The 13,889-nt window shown below is 73.3% G+C and carries 13 protein-coding genes; 5 read left to right on the top strand and 8 right to left on the bottom strand.

Annotation, left to right across the window (positions count from 1 at the left end; all coding sequences use genetic code 11):
• Positions 1–140 precede the first annotated feature (140 nt).
• The gene (locus tag AC5WAM_RS23585; RefSeq protein WP_366791638.1) at positions 141–914 is read left to right on the top strand and encodes a DUF6227 family protein; all 774 of its coding nucleotides are present in this window, start codon (positions 141–143) and stop codon (positions 912–914) included.
• Between the two features lie 81 nt (positions 915–995).
• Here the strand turns inward: AC5WAM_RS23585 and AC5WAM_RS23580 are convergent, their stop codons facing one another.
• From AC5WAM_RS23580 to AC5WAM_RS23555, 6 genes are all read right to left on the bottom strand, one after another.
• Positions 996–1,259, bottom strand: coding sequence for a hypothetical protein (locus AC5WAM_RS23580; RefSeq protein ID WP_366791637.1), 264 nt, complete (start codon positions 1,257–1,259; stop codon positions 996–998).
• A gap of 101 nt (positions 1,260–1,360) precedes the next feature.
• Positions 1,361–1,753: a hypothetical protein gene (locus AC5WAM_RS23575; RefSeq protein ID WP_366791636.1), complete on the bottom strand. Its 393-nt coding sequence runs from the start codon at positions 1,751–1,753 to the stop codon at positions 1,361–1,363.
• Between the two features lie 90 nt (positions 1,754–1,843).
• Positions 1,844–3,871: a PTS fructose transporter subunit IIABC gene (locus AC5WAM_RS23570; protein WP_495518719.1), complete on the bottom strand. Its 2,028-nt coding sequence runs from the start codon at positions 3,869–3,871 to the stop codon at positions 1,844–1,846.
• Between the two features lie 82 nt (positions 3,872–3,953).
• Positions 3,954–4,904 carry a 1-phosphofructokinase gene (gene pfkB / locus AC5WAM_RS23565; RefSeq protein ID WP_495518718.1) on the bottom strand — a complete coding sequence of 317 codons (951 nt, stop codon included), beginning with the start codon at positions 4,902–4,904 and terminating at the stop codon, positions 3,954–3,956.
• Positions 4,901–5,668, bottom strand: coding sequence for a DeoR/GlpR family DNA-binding transcription regulator (locus tag AC5WAM_RS23560; RefSeq protein WP_366791633.1), 768 nt, complete (start codon positions 5,666–5,668; stop codon positions 4,901–4,903). The genes pfkB and AC5WAM_RS23560 overlap by 4 nt, the downstream gene beginning before the upstream one ends.
• A gap of 202 nt (positions 5,669–5,870) precedes the next feature.
• Positions 5,871–7,406 carry an MFS transporter gene (locus tag AC5WAM_RS23555; RefSeq protein ID WP_495518717.1) on the bottom strand — a complete coding sequence of 512 codons (1,536 nt, stop codon included), beginning with the start codon at positions 7,404–7,406 and terminating at the stop codon, positions 5,871–5,873.
• A gap of 116 nt (positions 7,407–7,522) precedes the next feature.
• Here AC5WAM_RS23555 and AC5WAM_RS23550 point away from each other — a divergent pair, with 116 nt between their 5' ends.
• Entirely contained in the window at positions 7,523–8,506 is a 984-nt protein-coding gene (locus tag AC5WAM_RS23550; protein ID WP_495518716.1) for a helix-turn-helix transcriptional regulator, read from the top strand.
• Between the two features lie 137 nt (positions 8,507–8,643).
• On the opposite strand, the gene AC5WAM_RS23545 is transcribed toward AC5WAM_RS23550, so the two are convergent.
• On the bottom strand, positions 8,644–9,648 hold the full coding sequence (locus tag AC5WAM_RS23545; protein ID WP_138960222.1) for a sigma-70 family RNA polymerase sigma factor: 1,005 nt from the start codon (positions 9,646–9,648) through the stop codon (positions 8,644–8,646).
• Between the two features lie 216 nt (positions 9,649–9,864).
• Here AC5WAM_RS23545 and AC5WAM_RS23540 point away from each other — a divergent pair, with 216 nt between their 5' ends.
• The 3 genes from AC5WAM_RS23540 to AC5WAM_RS23530 all read left to right on the top strand — a co-directional run bounded on the left by AC5WAM_RS23540 (position 9,865) and on the right by AC5WAM_RS23530 (position 12,225).
• Entirely contained in the window at positions 9,865–10,401 is a 537-nt protein-coding gene (locus tag AC5WAM_RS23540; protein WP_242719074.1) for a GNAT family N-acetyltransferase, read from the top strand.
• Between the two features lie 48 nt (positions 10,402–10,449).
• Positions 10,450–11,619, top strand: a complete 1,170-nt coding sequence (locus AC5WAM_RS23535; protein WP_495518715.1) for a questin oxidase family protein — start codon at positions 10,450–10,452, stop codon at positions 11,617–11,619.
• Positions 11,620–11,688: 69 nt separating this feature from the next.
• On the top strand, positions 11,689–12,225 hold the full coding sequence (locus tag AC5WAM_RS23530) for a MarR family winged helix-turn-helix transcriptional regulator (RefSeq protein ID WP_172384826.1): 537 nt from the start codon (positions 11,689–11,691) through the stop codon (positions 12,223–12,225).
• Between the two features lie 49 nt (positions 12,226–12,274).
• Here AC5WAM_RS23530 and AC5WAM_RS23525 read toward each other — a convergent pair whose 3' ends face one another.
• The gene (locus AC5WAM_RS23525) at positions 12,275–13,804 is read right to left on the bottom strand and encodes an MFS transporter (protein WP_366791629.1); all 1,530 of its coding nucleotides are present in this window, start codon (positions 13,802–13,804) and stop codon (positions 12,275–12,277) included.
• Between the last annotated feature and the right edge of the window lie 85 nt (positions 13,805–13,889).

The following is a 13,889-nucleotide window of genomic DNA, read 5'->3' as shown; positions in this document are numbered from 1 at the left end:
CCTCAACGGAGCGAGCCGCACGGGAACTTGCCGTGCGGCTCGATCGTTTTCCTGTTCCCGGACATGATGTCGGACCCAGGGGCTACGGTATGCACGCACAAGGTGACATGCAGCAACGCCGGAAGCATCCGGGAGTATCCGTGAGCGTTCCGTACGAGACAGCGTACGAACCACCTGAGTCGCCCGAGCCCCTGACTCCAGAGGAGCACCTCGAGCGACTGCTCAGCCGCGCGCTGAACTCCTTCGACCTGCCGGACGAAGCCGTCCGGCGCCTGGAGCGGTCCCTGGCCTACGACAGCTCGCTGCACTCCGCGCACCACAGCGCGGGCCTGCACCGCGAGACGTACCGCCACACCTGGCTGCTCGCCGACGGCAGCGCGCTCACCCTCTGGGAGCTCGTGCACAACGCGGGCCCCGGCAGCCAGGCCCAGTACGAGCTGTATCTGGACGAGGAGGAGGCCGGAGTCGCCACCGCGCGCCTTCCGCTGCCGCCCGACACCCCGGCCGGGGACCTGCCGGTCGTCCTCCAGCTGACCGCGGCGCACGAACCGCGGCACACGTACGTGCCGGACGACTCGGCCGACCACGCGCGCAGGCTGCTGCGCCGCGCCGAGAACCCGGCGAGCGTGGACCGCCCCGGGGAGGACATGGCGCGACTGCTGCGCGCGGCCTTCGCCCACCAGATCACCCAGGCCTTCGGCCGCTCCGGCCTCACCGGCGAGGCCCGGCTCGGCTTCTCGCTGTACGAGCACGCCTTCCTGCTCTTCGACGGCTCGGAAGTCAGCCTGTGGGAGGTCGAGCACACGGCGACGACCGACGGCCGCCACATGTGCGAGGTGTATGTGAGCGAGCGCGCGGCCCGCGCGGCGATGGAGCGGCGGGCCCGGGCGTTCCCGGTGACGCGCAGCCGCTAGCCGCCCAGGCGCAGTCCTAGCCGCCTGGGCGCACCCGCGCCCGAGCCCGGCCGCGAGCGCGACCCCGACCGCGCCTGCGTCTCAGGCCTGGTCGCGCCCCTTGCCGAACTGCCGGACCAGACCGGCGAAAGCGGCCCGCTCGGCCGCCGTCAGCTGCACGGACTCCGCGCCCGGCGGACCCGACTGGACGGGCAGTGAGCGCAGCGCGGGGCCGCCCGCGCCCGAGACCTGTGGTCCGGCGTCCCGGCCGCGGCGCAGCCGCAGGAAGGTCACGGCCCAGAGGGTGGTCACGGCGGCGAACAGCGCCACACTTGTCTGCTGAACGATCGAAGCACCGTCGAACATGCCGCTCAGTAGACAACAGCCGCCAGCCTAACAACAGGGGCGTTTATGGGACTTTGGCCTTGAAGTGACGCATCTCCCATCGGGCGGGGTCGATCCGGGCGTCAGGATTCCGGTTCGCGCTCGCCGGTGACCAGGCCCGCCATGCGGACGCAGATGGCGGGGAGTTCGGGGGCCTCCAGGTCCCAGTCCTCGGTGTCGACGCCCGCGAGCAGACAGGATGCCCACAGGGTGGCGAGCAGCCGGGAAGCGACGTCGGCGCGGGCCGGGCTGGCGGCGGGGGCCTGGCGGCGGACGGCTTGCGCGGCGTACTCGATCAGGGAGGGTTCGAGCAGCCAGCGGACGCTCGCGCCGGTCTCGATGAGGAAGCCGGAGTAGACGGCGAGGAAGACGCGGTCGGCCTCCGAGGGCCGGTCGAGACCGGCCCTCGCCTGCTCGGTGAGTTCGGTGACCATGCCGAGCAGGCTGCTGAGGTGGCTCTGCTGAAGCTGACTCACAGTGGCCCCCCACGGGTGTGGCCCGTGTCCGGGCGCCCATGCCGCAGTACCAGCAGTATGCCCACGCGAGGGGGGCCGGGGAACGTCCGATCAGACGGCGACCGGAACCCGCGGCTCGTCCGCCGTGTCCCGCTCGGGAGCGTCGGTCGTCTTCCGGGCGCTCTTGAGCAGCACCACCACGGCCGTCGACACGCAGACGCCGGCGGCGATCGCGAGCAGGTACAGGAGCGGCCTGCCGATCAGCGGCACCACGAAGACACCGCCGTGCGGGGCGCGCAGCGTGCAGCCGAACGCCATCGACAGGGCGCCCGTGACCGCGCCGCCCGCCATCGACGCGGGGATGACCCGCAGCGGGTCCGCGGCCGCGAAGGGGATCGCGCCCTCGGTGATGAAGGAGGCGCCGAGGAACCAGGCCGCCTTGCCGTTCTCCCGCTCGGCCGGGGTGAACAGGCGGCCCCGGACGGTCGTCGCCAGCGCCATGGCCAGCGGCGGCACCATGCCCGCGGCCATCACGGCGGCCATCACCTTCAGCGAGCCGTCGGTGGGGTGGGTGAGGCCGCCGACGGCGAAGGCGTACGCGACCTTGTTGAGCGGGCCGCCGAGGTCGAAGCACATCATCAGGCCGAGGATCACGCCCAGGATGACGGCGTTGGCGCCGGACAGGCCCTCCAGCCAGTCGGTGAGGGCGCTCTGCAGGGAGGCGATGGGCTTGCCGACGACGAGGAACATCAGGAAGCCGACGACCGCGGCGGAGACCAGCGGGATCACCACCACCGGCATGATGCCGCGCAGCACGGCGGGGATGCGGATCCGCTGGATGCCCATGACCACGGCGCCCGCGAGCAGACCGGCCGCGATGCCGCCGAGGAAGCCCGCCTTGATGGTGACGGCGACCGAACCGCCGACGAAGCCCGGTACGAGGCCCGGCCGGTCGGCCATGCCGTACGCGATGTAGCCCGCGAGGACGGGCACCAGGAAGGCGAAGGCGAGGCCGCCGGTCTGGAAGAGCAGGGCCGCCCAGCTGGTGTGGTCGCTCCAGACGAAGTGCTCCGCGACGGACGGGGCCTTGTCGATCTTCCAGCCGCCGATGGCGAAGCCGAGCGCGATGAGGAGGCCGCCCGCGGCGACGAACGGCACCATGTAGCTGACGCCGGACATCAGCCACTTGCGCAGCTTGGTGGCGTAGCTGTCGCCGCTGTCGCCCGCGCCGTCCACCGGGCTCGGGCGGGCCGGAGCCGTGATCTCGCCGCGGGCGGCCTTCTCTCGCGCTTCCGCGATGAGTTCGGCGGGGCGGCTGATGCCCGCCTTGACGCCGACGTCGACGGTGGGCTTGCCCGCGAAGCGGGGCTTGTCCCGTACGGGGACGTCGTGGGCGAAGATCACCGCGTCGGCCCGCTCGACGGTCCCGGGGTCGAGGCGGGTGAAGCCCGCGGAGCCCTGGGTCTCGACGGTGAGCTCGACGCCGGCCTCGCGGGCGGCGTTCTCCAGCGCCTCGGCGGCCATGTAGGTGTGGGCGATGCCGGTGGGGCAGGAGGTGACGGCGACGATGCGGAAGCGGTCGGCGCCGCCCTCCGCCTCCACCTCCGCCCCCGTGTCCGGTGGCTCGGCGCCGGGGGCCGTGTCCGCCCGGTCCGTCCTCTGGGCGGACCAGCTGTCCGCGGCCAGGTCCCCGGAGACCAGCGCCGCCGCGTCCGTCGCCGAGGTCACGGCGCGCAGGGCCGCCGTGAACTGTTCGTCCATCAACTGCCGTGCCAGGGAGGACAGGATCGTCAGATGGGCGTCGTCCGCGCCGGTGGGGGCCGCGATGAGGAAGACGAGGTCGGCGGGGCCGTCGGGGGCGCCGAAGTCGATGCCCGCCGCGCTGCGGCCGAAGGCCAGGGTGGGCTCGGTGACGTGGGCGCTGCGGCAGTGCGGGATGCCGATGCCGCCGTCCAGGCCGGTGGGCATCTGGGCCTCGCGGGCGGCCACGTCGGCGAGGAAGCCGTCCAGGTCGGTGACGCGGCCGAGGGCCACCATGCGCTCGGCGAGGGTGCGGGCCGCCGCCTCCTTGGTGGTGGCGGTCCTGTCGAGGTCGAGATCGACCGACTCCGCGGTGATCATGGCGTGGTTCTCGCTCATCGCGGGCTCCTTTGCGCGCGGACGGCCCGGGGACACGGGCGAGGAAGGGGACGGGGAAGGGGCGGGGTCGGGCGGGACGGGGTCAGGCGGCGGCGGGCTCGGTCAGGGCGAGGTCGAGCGGGACCCGGTCGGTGACGGTGACGGCGTCCGGGACGAGGTCGGCCGGGGTGGGCATGAGGCTGCCGGGCAGCTGGACCGCGGCGGCGCCGTGCGCGACGGCGGCGGCCAGGGCGTGCGGCCCGGTGCCGCCCGCGACGAGGAGACCGGCGAGGGAGCTGTCGCCCGCGCCCACGTCGCTGCGCACGGCGTCGACGCGGGCGTGCCCGAAGTACGTGCCCGAGTCGTCGACGAGGAGTTGGCCGTCGGCACCGAGGCTGGCCAGGACGGCGCGGGCGCCGCGCTCGCGCAGTTCGTCGGCGGCCTTGAGGGCGTCGCCGACGGTCGCGAGGGGGCGGCCGACGGCTTCGGCGAGCTCCGCGGCGTTCGGCTTGACGACGTCCGGGCGTCCCGCGAGGGCGGCGAGGAGGGCCGGGCCCGAGGTGTCGAGGGCGATCCGGGCCCCGGTGGCGTGGCAGCGGTCGGCCAGGTCCGCGTACCAGGACGGGGGAAGGCCGCGCGGGAGGCTGCCGCAGCAGGCGATCCAGTCGGCGCGGGCGGAGTGCGCGGCGACGGCGGCGAGCAGGGCCTCGGCCTCCGCCGCGGTGAGCTCGGGCCCGGGGGCGTTGATCTTCGTGAGGGTGCCGTCCGGTTCGGCCACGGAGATGTTCGAACGGGTGGGGCCGGTGACCGGGACCGGGGCGACGTCGATGCCCTGCTCGTCGAGGAGCTGGGCGACGAGGGCGCCGGGGGCGCCGCCGAGCGGGAGGACGGCGAGGGTGGGCACGCCCGCGGCGGCGACCGCGCGGGAGACGTTGACCCCCTTGCCGCCGGGGTCCATGCGGTCGCCGGTGGCGCGGACGACGGCGCCGCGGGTGAGGGCGGGGACGTCGTAGGCGCGGTCGAGGGAGGGGTTCGGGGTGACGGTGAGGATCATGCGCGCACCACTTCCGTGCCCGCGCGCTCGATGGCGGCGGCGTCGTCGGGGCTGAGGCCCGTGTCCGTGATCAGCAGGTCCACGTCGGCGAGGTCGCCGAAGCGGGCGAAGTGCTCCTGGCCGTACTTGCCGCTGTCGGCGAGCAGGACGACGCGGCGGGCGGCGGCGACGGCGGCGCGCTTGACGGCGGCCTCGGCGAGGTCGGGGGTGGTCAGTCCGTGCGCGGCCGAGAAGCCGTTCGCGGCGAGGAAGAGGACGTCGGCACGGATCTCGGCGTACGCGCGCAGGGACCAGGCGTCCACGGCGGCGCGGGTGCGGTGCCGTACGCGGCCGCCGACCAGGTGGAGCTGGATGCCCGGGTGGTCGGCGAGGCGGGCGGCGGTGGGCAGGCTGTGGGTGACCGCGGTGAGGGCGGACTCCAGGGGGAGCTGCGCGGCCAGGCGGGCGACGGTGGAGCCCGCGTCGAGGATGACCGTGCCGGTGCCCTCGGCGGGGAGCTCGGCGAGGGCGGCGCGGGCGATGCGGTCCTTCTCGTCGGCGGCGGTGCCCTCGCGCTCCGCGAGGTCCGGCTCGAAGTCCAGGCGGCCCGCCGGGATCGCGCCGCCGTGCACGCGGCGGAGCAGGCCCGCGCGGTCCAGGGCCTTCAGGTCGCGGCGGATGGTCTCGGCGGTGACCTGGAACTCGGCGGCGAGCGAGAGGACGTCGACGCGGCCGCCCGCTCTGGCCAGGCGCAGGATCTCCTGCTGCCGCTCTGGCGCGTACATGGCTCGGGGCCTCCTGCTTGTGCCCGGGTGTGTGGGTTCTCTTGGATCGTACGGACCCTCCGAGCGGAAGTAAACAGGAACGGGCGCCATGTGGACACAAACGGGCCCCGCCGGAGCCCGGAACGGGCTTGGCGGGGCCTTGGCGGGACCTGGCGGGGACCCCTCCCGGGGAGCGGGCCCAGCGCCCGCCCCCCGAGGGGCCTCAGGAGGTGAGGGCCGGCTCGCGGTCCTTGGGGGCGGTCTCCTCAAGGGCCTCGGCCTCGGCGCCCTCCACGTGCTGCGCGGGACGGCGCGGCAGCCCCAGCATCAGCACGAAGATGACGGCGAGGACGCCGAACACCCACCACAGCGCGTTCTGGAACCCGTGGGCGAACTCCGCGGCGACCTGCTGCGGCACCACGTTCTCGTCCATGACGCCGAAGAAGACCACGGACACCAGGCCGAGCCCGAGCGCGTTGCCCATCTGCTGCACGGTGTTGATGAGGCCGGACGCGGAGCCCGCGTGCTCGCGCGGGACCTCGGAGAGCACCGCGTCCGTCAGCGGGGCCACGATGAGGCCCATGCCGACGCCCATCACGACGAGGGGGAGCGCCATCTGCCAGGGCGCGATGTCCGCGCCGTACCGGCCGGCCTCCCAGATGTAGATGAGCACGCCCGCGGCCATGGCGAGGGCACCCGCCTGGAGGACCTTGCGGCCGAAGCGCGGCACCAGCTTCTGCACGGAGATGCCCGCGGCGGCGGACACGGCGATGGAGAAGGGCACACCGGTCAGACCCGCGCGCAGCTCGCTCCAGCCGAGGCCGACCTGCATGTACATGGTCCAGACGAGGAAGAAGATGCCGAGCGAGACGCCGAACACGGTCTGCACGGCGATGCCCGCGGCGAAGCTGCGCACCTTGAACAGGGACAGCTCCACGAGCGGCGAACCGTCCCGGGCGGCCTTGCGCCGCTCGTAGGCGACGAGCACGCCGAACACGACGACCGCGCCCGCCATCATCGCGTAGCCCCACAGCGGCCAGCCCAGCTCGCGGCCGCGCGTCAGCGGGTACAGGAGCATCAGCAGACCGGCGGTGACCAGGACGACGCCGACGAGGTCGAGCCGCAGCGCGCGCGGCGCCTTGGACTCGGTGATGAACTTCCGCCCGAGCAGCAGGCCCGCGATGCCGACCGGCAGGTTGATCAGGAAGATCGGGCGCCATTCGAGACCGAAGAGGTTCCACTCCGTCAGGAGCGCGCCGAGCAGCGGCCCGGACACCGCGCCGAGACCCACCACCATGCCGAACAGGCCGAAGACCTTGCCGCGCTCGTGCGCGGGGAACGTGGCGTGCACGATCGAGAGGACCTGCGGCACCATCAGCGCGGCCATCGAGCCCTGGAGGATGCGGGAGGCGACCAGCATCTCCGGGTTCGCGGCGAAGCCGCACAGCGCCGAGGCGACGGTGAAGCCGGTGATGCCGATGAGGAATATCTTCTTGCGGCCGTAGATGTCGCCGAGCCGTCCACCGGTGATGAGGCCCGCACCGAGCGCGAGCGCGTATCCGGCGGTGATCCACTGGATCTGGCTGAACGTGGCGCCCGCGTCCCGCTGGATGGAGGGGATCGCGATGTTCACGATCGTCACGTCGACGAGGTCCATGAAGGCGGCCGTCATCACGATCGCGAGGGCGAACCACCGACGGCGGTCGGACGGTGTCTCCGGGGACGGAGCAGCATCGGTGGGGGTGCTGGGAGAAGTCATGCCGTGAGGCTAGAGGCCGTATAGGTCAGCTCGTGACCTAGTTCTCCGGGACCATGGGATCACGTTCGCGGCGCTCGGTTCCCGGCGAACGCACGACCACGGCGGCGGGAGACCCCATGACCACGGACACACCGGCACGGCTCCTTCAGCTGCTCTCGCTGCTCCAGACCCCCCGCGAGTGGCCCGGCGGCGAGCTCGCCGGACGCCTCGGGGTCTCGCGCCGCACGGTGCGCCGGGACGTCGACCGGCTGCGGGAGCTCGGCTATCCCGTGCGGGCCACGCAGGGCTCCAGCGGCGGCTACCGGCTCGTCGCGGGCAAGGCGATGCCGCCCCTCGTCCTGGACGACGAGGAGGCCGTGGCCATCGCGGTGGGGCTGCGCGCCGGGGCCGGGCACGCCGTCGAGGGCGTCGAGGAGGCGTCGGTGCGGGCGCTGGCCAAACTGGAGCAGGTCCTGCCGTCCCGGCTGCGCCACCGGGTGTCCGCCCTGGGCGCCGCGACGATGTCGCTGACCAGCGGGGACGGGGCGCGGATCGCGCCGGAGACGCTGACGGTGATCGCGTCGGCGACGGCCGCGCACGAGCAGCTGCGGTTCGCCTACGAGGCCAAGGACGGCACCCCGTCGAGGCGGCTGACCGAGCCGCACCGGCTGGTGTCCACGGGGCGGCGCTGGTACCTGGTCGCGTTCGACCTGGAGCGGCAGGACTGGCGCACGTTCCGCGTGGACCGGATGTCGGAGCCGTTCCCCACGGCGGTGCGGTTCGCTCCGCGGATGCTGCCGGGCGGGAGCGCGGACGCCTATGTGCGCCGCAGCGTGCTCGCGCGGCGGCCGGAGTCCTCGGCGTACGAGGTGGACGTGGAGTTCCACGCTCCGCTGGACCGGGTGCGGGGGCGACTGCCCGCCGCCCTCGGTGAGCTCGCCGCCGTCGGCGACGACCGCTGCCGGCTGCGCGGGACGGTGACCGAGCCCGTGGAGTGGGTGGCGGGCCGGCTCGTCTGGGTCGAGTGCGACTTCACCGTGCACGGGCCCGAGCAGCTGGTGTCCCGCGTACGGGACCTGGGGCGTCGGTTCAGTACGGCGGTGGACCGGACCGGACGCTGAGGCCCGGCACCGCGGGCCGGGGCGGGGCAGCGCCAGGGGCGGACAAGGCCAGGGCCGAGCAGGACCAGGCCTGAGCAGGGCCGGGCGCGGGCGGTCCTGGCCCGCCCGGTGCCGCTCGGCGCGGCGGGGCCCCGGGCCTAGGCCGCCGCGTCGAAGCCCGTGTCGCGGGCCAGCTTCTTCAGTTCGAGCAGGGCGTGCTTCTCTATCTGGCGGATGCGCTCGCGGGTCAGGCCGTGCTCCTTGCCGACCTCCGTGAGCGTGCGCTCGCGGCCGTCGTCGATGCCGTACCGCATCTTGATGATGGAGGCGGTGCGCTGGTCGAGGCGGCCGATGAGGTCGTCGAGCTCCTCGCTGCGAAGGAGCGTGAGGACGGACTGCTCGGGGGAGACCGCCGAGGTGTCCTCCAGGAGGTCGCCGAACTGGGTCTCGCCCTGGTCGTCCACCGGCATGTTCAGCGAGACGGGGTCGCGGGCCCAGTCGAGGACGTCGGTGACGCGCTCGGGGGTCGACGCCAGCTCGGCGGCGATCTCGGTGGCCTCCGGCTCACGGCCGTGCTCGCGGTTGAACTCGCGCTGCACGCGGCGGATCCGGCCGAGCTCCTCCACCAGGTGCACGGGCAGCCGGATGGTCCGGGACTGGTCGGCGATGGAGCGGGTGATGGCCTGGCGGATCCACCAGGTCGCGTACGTGGAGAACTTGAAGCCCTTGGCGTAGTCGAACTTCTCGACCGCGCGGACCAGGCCCGCGTTGCCCTCCTGGATGAGGTCGAGCAGGGGCAGGCCGCTGCGCGGATAGCGGCGGGCGACGGCGACCACCAGGCGGAGGTTCGACCGGATGAAGACGTCCTTGGCGCGCTCGCCGTCGGCGACGAGGGCGCGCAGCTCCTCCTCGGAGGCGGTCACGGCCGACTTCTCCTCGACCTCGCCCGCGAGGATCTTCTCGGCGTAGACACCCGCTTCGATGATCTGGGACAGCTCGACTTCCTTCGCGGCGTCGAGCAGAGGTGTGCGCGCTATCTCGTCGAGGTACATGCCGACCAGGTCGCGGTCGGCGATCTCGCCGCCTGAAGCGCGAACACTGCGTGCCGCGTCGGTCTCGCCGGTGTCGGCGGACTTGCGACGGGCGACGGCACGGGTTGCCATGCGTGCTCCCTTGCGTGGTTGTCACTGGTCGGTCCGGCGGCGACCCGTGGTGGCGGGCGGGCCGGGCGGCCCGGTATGGACCTGTGGTGGACGGCACACCCTCCCAGGTGCCCCGCATCCGATGGATACAACGACTGGAATCCGGACAGAATTCCCAACCCGCGCGTCCATTTTCCTGACCATGCAGTACCCTGTGCCGCCACACAGGGAGGCAGGGTGGCGCAGGAACCCACAGAGGTGCAGGTCAGACCCGGCGACGAGGCGGACCTCGGGGCCCTCACGGAGATCTACAACCACTACGTCCGTGAGACAGCCGTCACATTCGACACCGTCCCGTTCCTGCCGGAAGAGAGACGCCGTTGGCTGCTCTCCCACCCCAAAGACGGCCCGTACCGCCTGATGGTTGCCCAGGTCGGCAAACCGGGGAAACCTGACATTCTCGGCTATGCCACGTCGGGTCCCCTGCGCGCCAAGCCCGCCTACGCGACCTCCGTGGAGGTCAGCGTCTACTGCGACCCGCGCGCGGCCGGGCGCGGCGTCGGCACCCTGCTCTACCGCGCGCTCTTCGCCGCCCTGGAGGGCGAGGACCTGCACCGGGCCTACGCGGGCATCGCGCTGCCCAACGCGGCCTCGGTGCGGCTGCACGAACGGTTCGGTTTCCGGCACATCGGTACGTACGCGGAAGTCGGCCGGAAGTTTCACCGCTACTGGGACGTGGCCTGGTACGAGCTGCCCCTAGGGCCAAGGGACTAGTTCCGCTGACCGTTCCAGGCGGCCGGTGGGCGCGCCTAGCGTGCCGCCATGAACGAGATCAGCGGCACCCCCGGCACGCCCTCCCCCGGCTCCGGTTCCCGTTCCGGCCCCGACTCCACCTCCACCTCCACCTCCGGCTCCGGCTCCGGCTCCGGCTCCGGCTCCGGCTCCGGCTCCGGCTCCGACGGCGTACTCGACGAAGCACTCCAGCGCCTGCACGCGAGCGGCCCCGAGCGGGTCGTGCGCCTCACCAACCACGGCCCGATGGCCGTCGAGGCCCTGGTGCGGGGCGGCCAGGCCCACACCGTGCACCGCTGGCTCGACCACTACCGCCACAAGCTGGAGGACATGCCCGCGCGCGTGGCCCCCATCGGCGACGACGACTGGCGCGCGGCCCTCGGCGACCCGCGCCGGGCCGCCGACTGGATCGACCACTTCGCCCGCGCCCTGGCCGAGCGGCCCTGGCGCGAGGTGCTCGCCGCCTGGTGGCCGGTGCTCCTGCCCGGCATCGCGGGCGGCTCCACGCACCCGGTGATCCGCGTCGGGCACGCCGTGCGCGGCCTCACCGCGCCGGGCGGGGAGACCGCGCCCCGCGTCACCGAACTGGCGCACGGCCTCGGCTACTGGGCGGCCCGGCACACCCCGCTGCCGCCGCGCGCGCCCCGCCCCCTGCCGGCCGCGGCCGGTGCCGCCGACGCGCTCGCATCGGTGGAGCGCATCCCCGTCCAGGACGGCGGTCTTCCGGACCGCTTCGCGCAGCTGGCCTCCGTGCCCGTGTGGCCCGCAGGCCCGGCCACCGACCCGGACGCGGCGCGCGCCCGCCTCGGCGACCTGGTCACCGCCGCCGTGCACCGCTACGCCGACCACGGCCACGCCGATCCGATCATGCTGGTGCACGCGGCGACCGCGCCGAACGCCGTCCTGCGCACCCTGCCCGTGCTCCCCCGCGCGCTGTGGCCCGCCTCCCTGGCGGCGGCCTGGGCGGCGAGCGCCGCCGTCACCGCCGCCTACGGCCCGGCGGCCCCGGCACCCGCCGACGAGCTGCGCGCCGCGTACGCCGAGGCCGGGCGCAGCACCTTCGACGAGGTCTTCGCGCGGGCCGCGGCGCACGGCGACGACCACACGATCAAGTTCGCGGACACCGCCCTGGACGTCGGCGACGAGCGGGCGCGCGCGGCCGCGCTGCGGGGCGTGGAGCTCAACCCGCCCGCCCTCTGAGCGCGTTCACCACGCCCGGCGGCGGACACCCCTGCCGGGGGCACGGGGAAGGCTCGTACAGTGGGTTACATGGACAGGCCATCCACCGAGGCGCCGGACGCCGCCGGGGAGCGCGCCGCCGCCGGGCCGCGCTGGCTCGACGACGAGGAGCAGCGCACCTGGCTCGCTTACATACACGCCTCCACGCTCCTGGAGGACTACCTCGACCGTCAGCTCCAGCGCGACGCGGGCATGCCCCATCTGTACTACGGACTCCTGGTGCAGCTCTCGGCCGCGCCGCGCCGCCGGATGCGGATGACGGAGCTGGCGCGCGACTCCAAGATCACCCGGTCCCGGCTCTCGCACGCGATCGCACGCCTCGAGCGCAGCGGCTGGGTGCGGCGCGAGAACTGCCCGACGGACAAGCGGGGGCAGTTCGCGATCCTGACCGAGGACGGCCAGGAGGTGCTGCGGCAGACCGCGCCCGGGCACGTGGAAGCGGTGCGCCAGGCCATCTTCGACCGGCTCACCCCGGAACAGCAGAAGTCCCTCGGCGAGATCATGCGGATCGTCGCCGAGGGACTTCAGCCGAAGGAGGCGGGGGCGGACCTGCCCTGGCTCCGCTGACCCCGGCCGGGTGCGGACGCCAGGGCGGTTCAGCCCCTGCGCGGGGGCGTCAGTGCGCCACCACCGGGATCTTCACCTCGTCCTCGACGCCGTCGCCGTCGCCGGAGGCCGACTGGCCGCCGTTCTGGGCGCCGGTGTTGATGAGCACGGCGGCGATCACCGCGGACGCGGCGAGGATGCCGACCGCCCACCAGATGGCGGCGGTGTAGCCCTCCACCATGGACTGCGCGGCGAGCAGCTTCTGCGCCGCCGGGGTGGTCGCGGAGGCCGCGTGGTCCTCGATGTACGCCGTGGTCGCGGAGGCCGCGATGGTGTTCAGGAGGGCCGTGCCGATGGCGCCGCCGACCTGCTGCGAGGTGTTGACCATCGCTGAGGCGACACCGGCGTCACGCGGCTCGACGCCGTGCGTGGCGAGCGACATGGCGGGCATGAACGCCGTACCCATGCCGAGGCCGAGCAGCAGCTGCGCGGGCATGATCAGACCGGCGTACGAGGTGTCGACCTCCAGCTGCGTCAGGAGCAGCATGCCGATTGCGGCGACCAGGAAGCCCGGGGCCATCAGGTAGCGCGGGGGCACGCGGATCATCAGGCGGGTGCCGATCTGCGTGGAACCCGTGATCATGCCCGCGATCATCGGCAGGAAGGCGAAGCCCGTCTTGACCGGCGAGTAGCCCTTCACGATCTGCAGGTAGTACGTGAGGAACAGGAACAGGCCGAACATCGAGATGATCGCCAGGCCGAGCGACAGGTAGACGCCGCCGCGGTTGCGCTCGGTCAGGACGCGCAGCGGGAGCAGCGGGTGCTTGACCTTGGCCTCGGTGAGGACGAAGGCGGCGAGCAGCACGGCGGACGCGACGAACATCGCGATGGTCACGCCGTCCGACCAGCCCTCGGACTCGGCGCGGGTGAAGCCGTAGACGAGCGCGACCAGGCCGAGCGTGGACAGGAACACGCCGGGGATGTCCAGCGGCGAGCGGTTGCGGCCGCCCTCGGGCTCACGGATCACGAAGTAGGCACCGGCGGCGGCGACGATCGCGAAGGGGATGTTCACGAAGAACGTCCAGCGCCAGTTCAGGTACTCGGTGAGGAAGCCGCCGAGGATCAGGCCGACGGCGCCACCGCCACCGGCGATCGCACCGTAGATGCCGAACGCCTTGGCGCGCTCCTTGGCCTCGGTGAACATCACCGCGAGCAGGGAGAGCGCGGCGGGCGCGAGCAGCGCGCCGAACACGCCCTGGAGGGCGCGGGCGCCGAGCATCATCGCCTCGCCGGTCGCGGCGCCGCCGAGCGCGGAGGCCGCGGCGAAGCCGATGAGGCCGGTGACGAAGGTGCGCTTACGGCCCCAGAGGTCGGCGATGCGGCCGCCGAAGAGCAGCAGACCGCCGAAGGCGAGCGCGTAGGCGGTGATGACCCACTGCTTGTTGCCCTCGGATATGCCGAGGTCCTCCTGGGCGGAGGGCAGCGCGATGTTCACGATGGTCGCGTCGAGGACGACCATCAGCTGGGCGAGCGCGATGAAGACCAGGGCCTTCCAGCGCTTTGGGTCCGGAGCGAGTGATGTGACGGGTGATGCAGACATGGGTGAAGCCACCTAGAGACGCAGGAGTGAGCGAGGCGAGTGCTGATTCAGACGTAGTCGGCGAATGCTGATTCAGACGTGGTCA

Source organism: Streptomyces sp. JLYT201, from assembly GCF_059448825.1.
This window is presented reverse-complemented; position numbering and strand designations above follow the sequence as displayed.

Coding starts and splice junctions, on each gene's coding strand:
- AC5WAM_RS23580 (WP_366791637.1), bottom strand. CDS start 1,259: ATGTTCGACGGTGCTTCGATCGTTCAGCAGACAAGTGTGGCGCTGTTC.
- AC5WAM_RS23525 (WP_366791629.1), bottom strand. CDS start 13,804: ATGTCTGCATCACCCGTCACATCACTCGCTCCGGACCCAAAGCGCTGG.
- AC5WAM_RS23545 (WP_138960222.1), bottom strand. CDS start 9,648: ATGGCAACCCGTGCCGTCGCCCGTCGCAAGTCCGCCGACACCGGCGAG.
- pfkB (WP_495518718.1), bottom strand. CDS start 4,904: ATGATCCTCACCGTCACCCCGAACCCCTCCCTCGACCGCGCCTACGAC.
- AC5WAM_RS23530 (WP_172384826.1), top strand. CDS start 11,689: ATGGACAGGCCATCCACCGAGGCGCCGGACGCCGCCGGGGAGCGCGCC.
- AC5WAM_RS23570 (WP_495518719.1), bottom strand. CDS start 3,871: ATGAGCGAGAACCACGCCATGATCACCGCGGAGTCGGTCGATCTCGAC.
- AC5WAM_RS23555 (WP_495518717.1), bottom strand. CDS start 7,406: ATGACTTCTCCCAGCACCCCCACCGATGCTGCTCCGTCCCCGGAGACA.
- AC5WAM_RS23550 (WP_495518716.1), top strand. CDS start 7,523: ATGACCACGGACACACCGGCACGGCTCCTTCAGCTGCTCTCGCTGCTC.
- AC5WAM_RS23535 (WP_495518715.1), top strand. CDS start 10,450: ATGAACGAGATCAGCGGCACCCCCGGCACGCCCTCCCCCGGCTCCGGT.
- AC5WAM_RS23560 (WP_366791633.1), bottom strand. CDS start 5,668: ATGTACGCGCCAGAGCGGCAGCAGGAGATCCTGCGCCTGGCCAGAGCG.